Here is a 13,573-nt window from a genome sequence, read left to right on the forward strand (position 1 = left end):
TTGTTATTCTCCTGGATCCTGTACATGTTCAATTTTTTCGATTACTTTATTTTCCGTCCGTCCATTTTCCATAATCGTTTCTAAAATGTACATGTTTTGAATGACATGATGGGTTTCCTGGTCAAAAGCAAAAGGTCCACGCGGGCTGTTAAATTCAACGGCTGACATGGCCTCTATCACTTTGTCCGGATCTGAAACATCTCCATCCAAAGCTTCAATCGTTTCTACGATAATACGGGCTGCATCGTACCCTTCTAATGATTCTACGGTCGGACGTCGGTCGTAGGCTGCTTCATAAGCCTCAACAAACTTTTGGTTTTGGTCATTCTCTAAATTGTAGTCCCAGAAACTTGCTGCATAAATCCCTTCTGCCGCGCTTCCAATGGATTTTCTTAAATCTTCAGAGACTAGCCAGCCTGATCCAAGCAAATCAAATTTCTCTTTCAACCCATACTCTTCAAACTGCTGAACAAAACGAACCGCGTCACTTCCAGCGAAGAAAGCATACACACCGTCAGCTTCCGAATCAGCAATCGTGGTTAAATAGGAAGCGTAATCATTATTTCCTAGCGGGGGGTAAACTTCTCCGACAATTTCGCCGCCTGCAGCTTTATAGGCTTCCATAAAGGCTGCGGATACTTCTTTCCCAAATGCATAATCTGCAGCCGCCACATAAATTTGATCCCCGACGTTTTCGTACGCCCACTGTCCCATAGAGTTACCGATTTGCCACGAAGAAAAAGAGGAACGCCATATATAGTCGCTTCTCTCCCCTCTCGTTAAATCATTACCGCCAGAATGTGAAGCCAGGTATGGCAGCTGATTGGAATCCACTTCATCTCGAATCGCATAAGCAACAGCCGTACTAATCGCACCGGTTAATAAATCAACTTGGTCCTGGTCCATTAGTTTTCTCGTACGGCGCAAGGCTTCCTGAGGATCTGCAGCCGTATCCTCTTCGATCAACTCAATCTTTTTACCGCCAGCATTCCAGTCCACACTCTCAAAATACAACTTCATTCCAGCAGACAAATCTTTTCCAAGAGAAGCATACACACCTGAAAACGGCAGGATTGCACCAATTTTAATGGTGTCATCCGAAGACGATCCATTAGCTTCTCCTTCATCAGACTCTCCCGCCTGGTTCATCGCACTATTTCCGCAAGCAGATAACATCAAAAGCAAAGCAACCGCACAAAGTGACATCACAACAGATTTCTTCATGATTTTCCCCCTTATCATTCAGACTCAAAAAGAACCAGAAAACGCTTTCAAAAGATCATACTTTCCTCCTCCTTAAAATGTTACTTATATCGTATAGTAATCTTCTGAAAATTACAACATTTTATTTAACCTTCGTCTAAAAAACATGATATAAAAATGACAATAAAATGCTTCATTGTCGTACTTTACAGGTAATAACAAGATTTTATAGCATGTTATCTTTTACTTTCGTTTACCTAACATAATTAAATAGGTACTGGGCTCCCTTATTTGACTGTCCGAAATAGTTCAGGTAATCTAAAAATACATAGGTTACTACTTAAGTGGTAACCTAAAATATCAGTTGTAGAGGTCAGTTGTTATGAAATCATGGTGGTGGTAATTTAAAATAAGAGCGATGAAATACTGAAGCCAAAACGAAGTAAGTGAAGAATGAATAAGGGGAGGTTTAATCATGAAAGAACCAACTATTGTCGTTGTCGGAAGCTTGAACATGGACATTGTCATCGAAGCCGATCGAGCCCCATCAGCAGGTGAAACGCTCATGGGGAACGGGGCAAATTTTATCCCCGGTGGAAAAGGGGCCAATCAAGCTGCAGCATTAGCCAAACTCGGAGCTCACACGACGATGCTCGGTACAATCGGGAATGACCAATTTGGCACGAATTTGCTGCAATCTCTGGAAAGCAGCGGTGTTAATACAAGTCATATTAAGCGAGTACATGAACATCCAACAGGAATTGCTTCCATTTTGTTAAGTGAAGGAGACAATCGCATTGTAGTGGTTCCTGGCGCAAATGACGCCTGTCTGGCTGAGGATTTATATAACTACGAAGCGATCATCAAAGAGGCTGATGTCGTGCTGCTGCAGCTGGAAATCCCAATCTCCACGGTAACTGCAGCCGCTCAACTAGCCAAACAGCACGAGAAGACTGTGGTGTTAAATCCTGCCCCTGCCCAGCGTTTACCTGAATCCTTATTGCAGAAGGTAGATTATATAACTCCAAACCACTCAGAGCTAGGCATTTTATCCGATAAAGACCTGGAGTCATTTACCTTGGAGCAATCCATGAAAGCGATGCAGGATCTTGGTGTAAAAAACGTAATTACGACACTGGGAGAAAAAGGATCTGCCTATATGGATCACAGCTCATCGATCCACACGATTGCTGGATATAAAGTTCCAGTTGTCGACACCACTGGTGCAGGAGATGCCTATAATGCCGGTCTCAGCTATGCACTTGGGAGGAACATGTCTCTTGAAGAAGCAGTCCGTTTTGCCAGTAAAGTATCTGCTTTGGCGGTTACAAAGTTTGGAGCTCAAGGAGGCATGCCTAGGAAGGAAGAAGTGGAAGCCTTCGAAGCGGATTTTTCTGATTCAGAATCTTAAACTAAAGAGGGTCATCATTTTTTTAAAAAGGGAGAGCAGTCTACATGGAACACGTTATATTAGATGTCGATACAGGGATTGATGATGCGCTGGCCATTGCCTATGCCGTCCACTCCTCTGAATTAAATGTGTTAGGAATCACCACTGGCTTTGGAAATGTTTCACAAAAGGAAGCGACCCGCAACACGCTTCAAGTTCTTGATGTGCTGGATGCCGATGACAACATCCCCGTTATTCCTGGAGCGAATGAGCCGATATCGGGTCAGCATATTAAAGAAAAGTCAACCCGCATTCACGGAGAGGATGGCCTTGGAAATAGCGGCCTCCCCCTCTCTAAACGGATACCATATTCGTCCGAAGCGGCGGACTTCATCATTGAAAAAATGGAAGAATACCCAGGTCAGATTACCGTGATTGCTGTTGGTCCTCAGACTAATATGGCATTGGCAATTCAGAAGAAGCCGGAGATTGTACGTCTAGCCAAGCGAGTCGTGATTATGGGTGGAGCCGTCACGGTGCCTGGGAACGTAACCCCAAACGCTGAAGCAAATATTTACGCAGATCCAGAGGCAGCTTCCATTGTCTTTGAATCAGGTGTGCCTGTGACGCTTGTAGGGCTTGATGTGACGATGCAAACCTTATTACGTGTTGAAGACGTTCAACAATGGGGGGATGTTAGATCCGATTACAGCGACTTTTTACAAACGATTTGTAACTTCTATATGGATGCCTATCATCAGTTTGACCCTGAATTAGGCGGCTGTGCCCTGCATGATCCGCTGGCAGTGGGAGTTGTGATCGATCCTTCCTTTGTCAAAACAACCCCAATGCATGTAGGGGTGAATGTAGAACGAGGAGAAGCTTTAGGAAATACCCACGAAGTCGCGCAGAAAAATAAGAATGTTGAGGTTTGCCTCAACATTGATGTGGACCGTTTCGTTTCACACTTTTTAAACAGAATTGTGTAATCCTGGTCTATGAACTAGCTTTTTGTTCAATCCAGAAACAAAAAGAATAATCTAGGACAAAACTAAATTAATTATAAAATAATCCGAACGATTAGTTCGGGTTATTTGTGTGCCAAGAAAGCACTTCTTAGCATCGCTCCGTCAAAACACTTCGCTTTGCTGTGGGATCTTTTTGTGGAACTTTGCCTTTAACCTGCTTTAACGATGCTACGATAAGAAAACTGACAATCACCAATAACAGCCATGAGCTTACTTTTCCCAGATGAACGAGACTCCACGCCTCAGTCTGGTATGGATATTCCCAAGCTCCGAAGTACGTGGCGATATTTTCGGCAATCCATATAAAAAATCCAATCAGCACAAAAGACAGAGCAAGCGGCATACGGTAACGCGTTCCCCCTACCTCGTATGTGACCCATGATTGCCAAAAAACGATCATTACAAGTCCAGATAGCCAAAAGCGGACGTCCATCCAATAATGGTGGGTGAAAAAATTTAAGTAAATCGCAGCTGCAAGAGGTACAACGACCAAAGTCGGCGGCCATTTAACCAGTTCAACATTTAACCTTCTCCACGCCTGGCAAAGATAACTCGCCACACTTGCATACATAAATCCGCTATACAAAGGCACTCCAAAAATCTTGGAATAGGCCTCCTCTGGATAAGACCAGGAGCCCATATGTACTTTGAAAAGTTCAAGCGCGAGTCCAATAAGGTGGAAGACTGTAATCACCTTCAATTCATCCCGAGTTTCTAGACCAGAACGCACCATCCACCACTGCATCAGCAGGCAGATGATGAGCAGCCAGTCATACCGTGGCAGCAAGGGGAGCGACATGATTTCTGTAGCAGCTAAAGAAGCAAAAATAACGACGGGAAACAAACATGACAGAGCCTGCTCCCAGCCAAAGCGAACAAGTTGTTTTAATGCTCTCATGATATACGCCTCCGTAGATCTTTTCTATCCATTTGTATATCCTGCTTAGGGTAGGAGCCAAATAAATTCAGGTACATAGGTTCACCGCCGAACAACTTTCTTTTTCTTCACAATGTTTATTCCCCATGGGTCTCTTCATCATTTCGGTATTCTAAAATATCTCCAGGTTGACATTCCAAAGCCTTACAAATCGCTTCCAACGTCGAAAATCGAATTGCTTTTGCTTTTCCATTTTTCAATACAGAAAGGTTAGCCATGGTTATTCCAACCCTCTCCGAAAGTTCTGTTACACTCATTTTTCTTTTAGCCAACATCACATCAATATTAATGATAATCGCCATTTGTTTTCACCTCAGACTGTTAAGTCATTTTCTGATTTTATGTCGATGGCATTTTCTAATAGCTTCTGAAGAAGAGCAGCAAAGACTGCAATCACCAGCGAAGCAAAAATAATGATCATGCCGAGTACGATGAGACCTGGAGCATCATCCCTCTCTGCAATAAGATAAAAGAGCGGCATGCCTGCCACATACAACGTGCTGATTGTAATGGCACAGAATTTTATATTCTTTAAAGCTTTTACCGATAATTCCGAGAAAGCTTCGTGCTTGTCAATATAGCTTAAAAGTTTAAAAGCTTGATACAGAGCAAAATAAAAAGGAATCACCGCTGCATACACGTCAATTAAAACAAGTTCGTTTATATAAGGCATATCTGGATACAATTCTGCTGCATAATTCGCTATCCCAGGCACGAAAAATATGCACAACGCAAGAATTGGAATTCCAATAAGAATAACAGCTGTCTTTAAAAAGAGTGTTGACCCTCGTTTCATAAAAAGCACCTCACTAATTGATTGTAAAATTGATTTTAACACGCTATTTATCGATTATCAATAAATAATTAATGATTAAGATTATATATTTATTCTTAAATAGGATTTCAGACAAGAAAAAAAGCATTCCACATTACATCGAAATGCTCGATACTAAAAGAATACAAGCTGACAGAACAACTTTCGTTTCAGGCATTTTTCTGTTTGCTTATAAAAATATTATTCGTGAGCAAACTATCCATAACCGTTAAGATTCGTCGTGAACGATACATTAAAAGTAGGTGTAATCATGAACCCTGGTCTCATTTCAATCATCATTCCCTCTTATAACGAATCAGGGAATATTGAACTCATTTACAAAGCCATAGATAAAGAATTCGAGGACATCGCTTACGATTATGAAATCTGTTTTATTAATGATGGCAGCACGGATGATACCTTGCAGCGAATTAAAAAACTGGTATTAACGAATCCAAAGGTCAAGTATATTTCATTCACAAGAAACTTCGGAAAAGAAGTCGCACTACTGGCAGGTTTTCATCATGTAAAAGGAGATGCCGTGATTCTCATGGACGCAGATCTACAGCATCCATGCTCCTTAATTAAACCTTTTATCGAGGGATACGAGGAAGGTTACCATCAAGTGATCGCCCAACGTAACCGCAAAGGAGACGGCCTGCTGCGTTCCTGTCTTTCCTCTCTTTACTACTGCCTTGTGAATAAGATTGTTGAGGTAGACGTAAAAGATGGGGTCGGAGATTTCAGGCTGTTGAGCCGGCAAGCCGTTGACGCCCTCTTGTTGTTAAACGAAGGAAATCGTTTCTCAAAGGGATTGTTTTCCTGGATCGGGTTAAGCCAGAAAATTATTGATTACGACAATGTCACTCGTCAAAAAGGGAAAACAAAGTGGTCGTTCTCAAAATTGCTGAACTATGGCATGGACGGTGTCCTTTCATTTAACAACCGTCCGCTCCGAATATGTTTTTACATTGGAGCCTTCCTATTACTCTTATCACTGCTTTGTATCGTGACAACAGCGATCATTTTAATCAGGGACGGAGTTGATGTTCAAGGATTCTTACCTATGATCTCAGTATTTCTGTTCTTTGGAGGCGTGCAGCTGTTCAGTCTTGGGGTCATTGGGGAGTACATTGGGAGGATTTATTATGAGACGAAGAAACGGCCTCATTATTTAATCGAGGAGACTAATTTATCAAATGGAGAACATGATGAAGGGAATCAGTCAGGAATTTATCAGATTTATCGTAGTGGGGATCATTAACACTGCTAATTATTATCTGTGCTATTTATGTTTCCACGAACTATTGAATATTAGTTATATGATGGCACATCTTGCAGGCTTTGCATTAAGTTTCGTGATCTCTTTCTTCTTAAATTCATACTTTACGTTCAAGGTGAAACCGACCCTGGCTAAGTTCCTGCAATTCCCGCTGTCCCAGTTGTTTAATATCGCGGTTTCCTCTGTGCTCGTCTATTTATTCGTGGAATACTTTCTGATTGATAGTACGATCGCTCCCATTCTGTCTGTTTTTATCACGGTACCCCTAACCTTCATCATAACGGGCAAAATTTTAAAAAAGTAACGGAGATTTGATCATGATAACCAAACGAAATCTGACCATCCTGTTCATCTCAAGCCTGGTTCTCGCCATCCTTGCCCATCTATTCTTTTTAAAAGAATGGACACAGGAGCAATATATGGTAGGGCCAAATGACGGTTTGCAGCAAATGATGACCTTTAAAAAACTCCTCTATGAACAATATACTAGCGGGAATTTCTTTTACTCCTATCAATTCGGTTTAGGAGGCGGTACATATAGCCAACTGGCCTTTTACTTCGCAACAGCTTTTGTCTTCATCATAACAACAGGAATTGTTTTCATATTGGAATCACTAAACATAGTCGGAACCCCCGATACGCTCTTTTGGGCACAGGCCGCTGTCTTTATTAGCATTTGCCGGATGACATTGATTATTGCGGTGACAACCCTCATGTTTCGCTACATGAAAATTCAATGGTTGCCTGCCTTTGTCGGGGCCAGCATCTACGGTTTATCTGTTATCTACTTCCGTCATGTCATCTACTGGGAGTTCTTTGCTGATGCTATGCTCTGGGTTCCGCTGCTAGTATTCGGTGTGGAAAAAGTAATCCGGGAAGCCCGATGTGGATGGTTGATCGCGGCTATCGCGATCACGCTTTTTAACAATTTTTACTTCGCTTATGTGAATCTGATTTTCGTTGCGATTTATGTTGTGTTTCGCATGATGATTCATTTAGAAAACGATGAAACGCCTAGAGGAAAGCAATGCAAGCTATATATCATTAGCGGACTGCTGGGCTTCGGGATCAGTTCAGTCGCCTTTATTCCGGCAGTGTACGGTTACCTTCACAATTACCGGCCTGCTTATCCGCTCCCTATTGAAGCGATTGACTTCCCGTACAATATTATCTATTCAAGTCCATATGTCATGGTCTCTGCAATTTTCTTGCTGGTTCTGTTCACCTTTTCCCTATATAAAATTCCGATTTTCCGTCTATTTGCTTTGATCAGTGCCATGTTTATTCTGCTCCACTTCAGTCCGTATGTAGCAAGTGCCTTTAATGGATTCTCAGCACCTCAATACCGCTGGGAATACTTGTTGTCCTTTACGATGGGAGGTGCGGTAGCTGCAGGATTACATTTTTTAAGTCAAGCCGGGAAAACGACGATCCTTAGAGCAGCTGCCTTAGTAGTACTCACTTATCTGATCGCCTGTCTGGCCGACCCATCGATAGAATTTCTTTCAGCCAGGGGCATCGGAATGGTTTCCATCATGCTGATTACCCTCTCCATGGCCGCTATACTTATTTGGAATCGACGAAAACATTGGCAGCTTCTATTGTGTACTTTTGTGCTGTTAACCAATATCGGACTGGCAAACGTGACCCAATATGCCATTTCAGAACATAGCGTTAAGAAAGTATCCAAAAGTTATTTAACCAGTAAGGATTACAACGGCGAAGAACAGCGAGAATTGTTACAAAAAATGAAAGAACGAGGTTCCAGTCCCTTTTACCGAATCGATTGGACAATTGGTTACTTAAATAATACTCCAATTGTCCAGGATTTTAATGGAATCAGTGCCTATTCAAGCATTCTCAATCAGAACCTGCTCTACTTATATTTGTACGATTTAAACATCGACATGGGCCGAGAAAGCGTCAGCCGTTTTTCCACGCTTGGAAACCGAGCAAACTTATACAGTTTACTACAAGGTAAATATATGATGAGAGAAAAGGACAACGCCGATGACATTCCATACGGCTTTAAAAAAATAATCGAGTCAGAACACTATGTCGCTTTTGAGAACACAAATCTTCTGCCATTTGTCCGCACGACCGATGAAGTTTTTTCCGAAAAGGATATGGAAGACGCAGTCATTCTAGAAAGAGAGCATGCTATGTTAGAAGGCGTTATTGTGGACGATCCTGCGCAACAAACTAATGGTGACACTCACGAAGTGCCCAATATCATTGACCAGGTGACAGTGGAACCCGTTGGCGCCTCGTTTGAAAATAACAAGCTCACAGTCACCAAGAAAGAAGGCGGTCTCGACCTTATTGTCCAGCAGCCCAAAGCAGATACAGAGGACTACTACGTCAGCTTTCACCTTGAAAGTTTAGCCAAAAGTGAGGGCTTTGCCGTAAAAGTCAACGATTACAGGACAACTCGCAAACACAACCAATCGATCTACAAAACATACGTGGATGACCTTACGATTCGAGTAGCCGCATCCGAGAAAATTCCCATCCGCGTGCCCGAAGGCGAGTACATTCTAACGGATCTTGCCTTATACGAAGAAAATTACCAAACATTGAAGACGGCGAAAGAACAAGCCTCAACGTCTGCGGAATTCAAATGGATAAATAACAAACTAACGATCACCTATAACAATCAAGGTCATGACCGCTACATGATGCTGCCCATCCCTTATGAACGAGGGTGGGAAGTCGAAATCAACAATGAAAAACAACCACTTAAAAAAGTGAATTATGCCTTTGTCGGCTTTCCGATCAAAGAAGGCATCAATCATATTGAGCTCGTGTACTATCCACCGTTTTTTAAAATTTGTTTAGTTATATCTATTGTAAGTATCATGATGGCCGTTCTCTGTGTAAGACGAAAAAAGTTTAAGAGAGATTTCTCCAGATAATTACAATAAATTATGTAAAAAGGTACTTCCTAAATTAGGAAGTACCTTCAAATTCTATTTCCTACCTACTCTGCGAAATTATTTTGTCTTCCTGTGTATGCACTCCTTCTAAGGCTCCTACTGTCGTAAACCGATCAGGAGCTAAATTAGATTTTATTTTCATTAAAACAAAAAATATATACCTGCTGCTATGATTAAAGGGTGGATAGCTGGGATGCCAAAGGAGGAGACGTACTGTACGAAGGTACCAGAACTAGTGAAATAGTAGTCATCCAATTCCAACCATTATTCTACCCCGTATGGATGATCAAATTTCCATAAACATCGGTATAAACGAATTGACCCTGATAGATAACAGTAGTCGCTGCTTTTTGAATTCGAATGATAGCCATTCCTTTTAAAACGTATTAGAACTCTTCGCCGGGATGACTAAAAGTCTGTTGCTCATCTTTTTGATTTGTGGCTAGGACAACCTTAATTGGTTTTATCTTACGATCGGGAAGTTCTTCAGCAAGACGAACATGAACCATCTCAGATCCCTCAATTTTAAATGGCTTTTGTTAAGCTGCTTTCACATCATAATTATGATTCTGCGGTTCTTCAAAAAAATAAGTCATTGGAACACTAAAGGCATCCGCCAGTTTTTTTAAAGAAGTAATGGCTAGAGAAGAGCTGCCACGCTCAATTTGTGATAAAAAACTAACAGATAAGTCTGTTTTCACACTCAACTCTTTAAGTGTGAGTCAGTTTGATATTCTTAGTTACTTTATTTTTTTATAAATCTCATCCATTAGACATAAAACTCTTTCCGCTACAACTGCATTTATTCCAGTATGAGTAAACTAATTTAAATATTACCATAATTTAATTTTATTCACGATATTTAATTCTGAAATATTAAATAATTTCTAAAACCCCCATTGACTAAAAAAGATGCCACGGCTCGAACTCAAGCCATGGCATCTTTTTAATTCTAGCATTCTTTTTTTACTACATTTGGTGAATTATTCTATTTCCTGGCTAGAAACTCTGACTACTTTCAATTAACCCTTGCCCTTATTGGTCTGAAATAATAGGTTCTGCAGTCAATTGACTCTAACTCTACCTTTTCACCTATTTCCGTGTGATCTCCATTATATCTAGCAGTAACTCTTAGGCCTTCCTCTAAATCGACAAGGACAACATAATAGGGAGCTTGATCCGCCAACGGTTTCGGAGCAGCATAAATTTTAGTAAATGAGTAAATCTCTCCTCTACCACTTAGACGTTTCTCCTCTAATCTATCTAAAAAACACACAGGACAATAATATTTATCGATGCTTAAGATTTGATCACAGTTGATGCAATACTTCGCCGTAAATCCCATCCCTTATGCCCCTTTCTTTCGAAAAATGTGAACCGTTGAATAGGCACCAGTACCGCCCAGATTTTGCGCCAAACCTATACGCGCATTTTCCACTTGATTACATGCCTTATCATTTAGTTGGTCTATAATCTGAATGATTTGTGCTATTCCTGTAGCTCCTATAGGGTGTCCCTTTGAGAGCAATCCCCCGCTCGTATTCACAGGGACGGTTCCTCCATGTTTGGTTAGTCCCTGTGCAACAGCTTGCCACCCTTCACCTTTCTCAAAGAAACCCAATTCTTCGATGGCTACAATTTCTGTCATAGAGAAACAATCATGGAGCTCAACCACATCGATATCCTTGGGCTCTAACCCAGCCGTTTCATAGGCTTTTTTAGCAGATTCATAGGTTGCACTCATATGCATTAAATCTTCTACTTCTTGCATAAGGGGCGGGCCTGATGCTTGACCGGAAGATAAAATTTCCACACCATTTGTACCCTTTTGAATAACAACTGCAGCAGCTCCATCAGTAATGGGAGAGCAATCGAAAAGTCCAAGTGGATCTGTAATCGGCCGTGCATTCATAATTTCCTCAATACTCGTTTCTTTCTTGAACTGAGCGATTGGGTTAGAAACAGCGTATTCCCTATTTTTTAATGCAACCATCGCAAGGTGTTTCTTACTGGCTCCAAATTCATACATATACCGGTTAGCCAATACACCGAAAAATCCTGGAAACGTAAGACCTGATGCACCTTCATTAGAATCGTTATCCATGGCAAGATTTATGGCGTTGGTTACGGTCTCTGTATCAAGCCCTGTCATTTTTTCTCCACCAGCAACTAAAACCGTATCATATTCTCCTGCTTTAACTAACTGATAGGCCTGCCTAAAGGCAATTCCGCCTGATGCACAAGCTCCTTCAACTTTAACTGACGGTGCTTTTCCCAACCCTAGTTCGTTGGTTAAGACGGATCCCAAAATCTCCTGATTTCCCAGAGGGCCTCCCGCAAAATTACCAACAAACACAGCATCTACTTTTGGCCTGCCTGCTTCAATGAGAGCCTCCCTGCAAGCACTTAACATCATTGATTTAATGGATTCACTTTTTTTACCGAAGGTCGTTATCCCTCTTCCAGTAATAGATACTGCAGTCATATTCCTCACCCCTGTAGTTGATAGTTTTCCCTCAACGTTTTCCTCATAATTTTTCCATAACTATTTTTCGGAAGAGTATCTACAATGTGAACAAATCGTGGTTTCTTGAAACTTGCCAGGTTATCCTTACATAATGTAATAAGTTCTTCTTCACTTACTTTCTCAGAAGGAGTACTTAAAACAACATGGGCACAGATCGCCTCTCCCCATTTGTCATCTGCCACACCAAAGACACAAGTTTCTTTCACTGCTGGATGTTGATTTAATACCTCTTCCACTTCCCGAGGGTACACATTAAGCCCCCCGGTGATAATCATATCTTTGGCTCTATCGATTAATCGTAAATAACCCAAATCATCCTTCCACCCTAAATCCCCTGTATAGAACCAACCATCCTTGGTGGATTCTTTTGTTGCCTCCTCATTATTCCAGTAGCCTTGCATCACAAGTGACCCCTTGCAGGTGACTTCTCCGACCTGCCCATCCTTAACTTCCACACCATTTTCGTCTACGATCCTCATCTCTACAAATGGGCCAGTAGCACCACATGAATCAGGGTAGTTCTTAAGCTCCTGCTTGGGCATCATTGTAATCGTCATAGGCGCTTCGACTAGACCGTATGTTTCAGCAAATTTCGGTCCTACTAAATTTAGAGCTTTGTTTAACTTTTCAACAGCTATTGGCGATCCTGCCATGTTTATAGATTTGATGTATCTTAACTTATGTGGATCAAAATTGTCTTCGTGAATCATAAGGTTGACTAGGGTAGGGACGAGGAATATAACGGATATCTCTTCTTTTTCTAAGTCATCAATAAAATCTTTAGGGTCAAATTTATTGAAAATAACCTGCTTCAAGCCAAAAAATAGGGCGCATTGGGAAAGAAAATTGCTACCGTGGGTTAGAGGAGCGACATGCCCGATCGTGTCTTCATGTGTAATTTCACATGTCATGTTGAGGGATAGGGCACAAGATAACATATTACGATGAGAGAGCATCCCGCCCTTTGGATGGCCAGTCGTACCTGATGTGTACATAAGAGCAAATAAATCGTCTTCATTGACCTGAACATCAGGGAATTCTTCCTTGCCATTACTAATATAAAACTCATACTCTGTATCAACGTCTATCTTCTTAATGGGGAGTTGAACAGATTCTATTAAGTCCGCCTCACCAAATAATATGGAGGCTTGCGAGTTATCTACTATATACTCAAGTTCTTTTGGGTGAAGGCGGTAATTAACAGGGACCTTAATTAATCCTGTCATCGCAATAGCAATGTCAAATTCGATATGCTCCCGCCTGTTTGACATTAATATGGCAACACGATCACCTTTTGTTAAGCCATCTCCTAATAAAGCATGCGCTAATCGACAAGCGTTTTTTCGCAACTGATTGTAAGTAATGGTTCCTTTCGAATCTTTAACAGCTGGTTTATCCTTGTGCTGAATTAGAGTCTTTTTCGCTAGAGCTCCCAGTGTTTCCACACATTCTCCTC

13 protein-coding genes and 1 pseudogene are annotated in these 13,573 nt (G+C 41.4%); 5 read left to right on the plus strand and 9 right to left on the minus strand.

All coding sequences use genetic code 11. The features are described 5' to 3' along the window. Positions 1-3: 3 nt before the first annotated feature. Positions 4-1,224, minus strand: a complete 1,221-nt coding sequence (locus G6R08_RS05805; RefSeq protein WP_163527114.1) for an ABC transporter substrate-binding protein — start codon at positions 1,222-1,224, stop codon at positions 4-6. A 454-nt stretch (positions 1,225-1,678) separates the two neighbouring features. On the opposite strand from G6R08_RS05805, the gene rbsK reads away from it, so the two are divergent. Continuing rightward, entirely contained in the window at positions 1,679-2,614 is a 936-nt protein-coding gene (gene rbsK, locus G6R08_RS05810) for a ribokinase (protein ID WP_163527115.1), read from the plus strand. Positions 2,615-2,658: 44 nt separating this feature from the next. Continuing rightward, positions 2,659-3,582, plus strand: a complete 924-nt coding sequence (locus tag G6R08_RS05815; protein WP_163527116.1) for a nucleoside hydrolase — start codon at positions 2,659-2,661, stop codon at positions 3,580-3,582. Between the two features lie 127 nt (positions 3,583-3,709). Here G6R08_RS05815 and G6R08_RS05820 read toward each other — a convergent pair whose 3' ends face one another. From G6R08_RS05820 to G6R08_RS05830, 3 genes are all read right to left on the minus strand, one after another. After that, positions 3,710-4,519 carry a DUF817 domain-containing protein gene (locus tag G6R08_RS05820; protein ID WP_163527117.1) on the minus strand — a complete coding sequence of 270 codons (810 nt, stop codon included), beginning with the start codon at positions 4,517-4,519 and terminating at the stop codon, positions 3,710-3,712. A 116-nt stretch (positions 4,520-4,635) separates the two neighbouring features. Continuing rightward, on the minus strand, positions 4,636-4,860 hold the full coding sequence (locus G6R08_RS05825; RefSeq protein ID WP_163527118.1) for a helix-turn-helix domain-containing protein: 225 nt from the start codon (positions 4,858-4,860) through the stop codon (positions 4,636-4,638). Between the two features lie 11 nt (positions 4,861-4,871). Next, entirely contained in the window at positions 4,872-5,354 is a 483-nt protein-coding gene (locus tag G6R08_RS05830; RefSeq protein WP_163527119.1) for a DUF2975 domain-containing protein, read from the minus strand. A 289-nt stretch (positions 5,355-5,643) separates the two neighbouring features. Between G6R08_RS05830 and G6R08_RS05835 the strand changes: the two genes are divergently transcribed. From G6R08_RS05835 to G6R08_RS05845, 3 genes are read left to right on the plus strand one after another with little or no spacing between them, the layout of a single operon-like run. Next, positions 5,644-6,636: a glycosyltransferase family 2 protein gene (locus tag G6R08_RS05835; RefSeq protein ID WP_163531139.1), complete on the plus strand. Its 993-nt coding sequence runs from the start codon at positions 5,644-5,646 to the stop codon at positions 6,634-6,636. Next, entirely contained in the window at positions 6,572-6,958 is a 387-nt protein-coding gene (locus G6R08_RS05840; RefSeq protein WP_163527120.1) for a GtrA family protein, read from the plus strand. The genes G6R08_RS05835 and G6R08_RS05840 overlap by 65 nt, the downstream gene beginning before the upstream one ends. Before the next feature lie 13 nt (positions 6,959-6,971). Then, a complete protein-coding gene (locus G6R08_RS05845) occupies positions 6,972-9,569 on the plus strand; it encodes a YfhO family protein (RefSeq protein ID WP_163527121.1) in 2,598 nt (865 codons plus the stop codon). A gap of 407 nt (positions 9,570-9,976) precedes the next feature. Here the strand turns inward: G6R08_RS05845 and G6R08_RS22265 are convergent, their stop codons facing one another. The 5 genes and pseudogenes from G6R08_RS22265 to G6R08_RS05865 all read right to left on the minus strand — a co-directional run bounded on the left by G6R08_RS22265 (position 9,977) and on the right by G6R08_RS05865 (position 13,562). Then, positions 9,977-10,099 carry a cupin domain-containing protein gene (locus G6R08_RS22265; RefSeq protein WP_275897927.1) on the minus strand — a complete coding sequence of 41 codons (123 nt, stop codon included), beginning with the start codon at positions 10,097-10,099 and terminating at the stop codon, positions 9,977-9,979. Positions 10,100-10,129: 30 nt separating this feature from the next. Further along, a pseudogene (locus tag G6R08_RS22070) lies at positions 10,130-10,300 on the minus strand (helix-turn-helix domain-containing protein); the annotation flags it as partial. Positions 10,301-10,608: 308 nt separating this feature from the next. Continuing rightward, a complete protein-coding gene (locus tag G6R08_RS22420) occupies positions 10,609-10,935 on the minus strand; it encodes a Zn-ribbon domain-containing OB-fold protein (protein WP_163527122.1) in 327 nt (108 codons plus the stop codon). A 3-nt stretch (positions 10,936-10,938) separates the two neighbouring features. Beyond that, entirely contained in the window at positions 10,939-12,075 is a 1,137-nt protein-coding gene (locus G6R08_RS05860) for a thiolase C-terminal domain-containing protein (RefSeq protein ID WP_163527123.1), read from the minus strand. Between the two features lie 5 nt (positions 12,076-12,080). Beyond that, a complete protein-coding gene (locus tag G6R08_RS05865) occupies positions 12,081-13,562 on the minus strand; it encodes a class I adenylate-forming enzyme family protein (RefSeq protein ID WP_163527124.1) in 1,482 nt (493 codons plus the stop codon). Positions 13,563-13,573: the final 11 nt, after the last annotated feature.

Origin of the sequence: Halobacillus ihumii, assembly GCF_902726645.1 — a bacterium.
GTDB classification, from domain to species: domain Bacteria; phylum Bacillota; class Bacilli; order Bacillales; family Halobacillaceae; genus Halobacillus_A; species Halobacillus_A ihumii.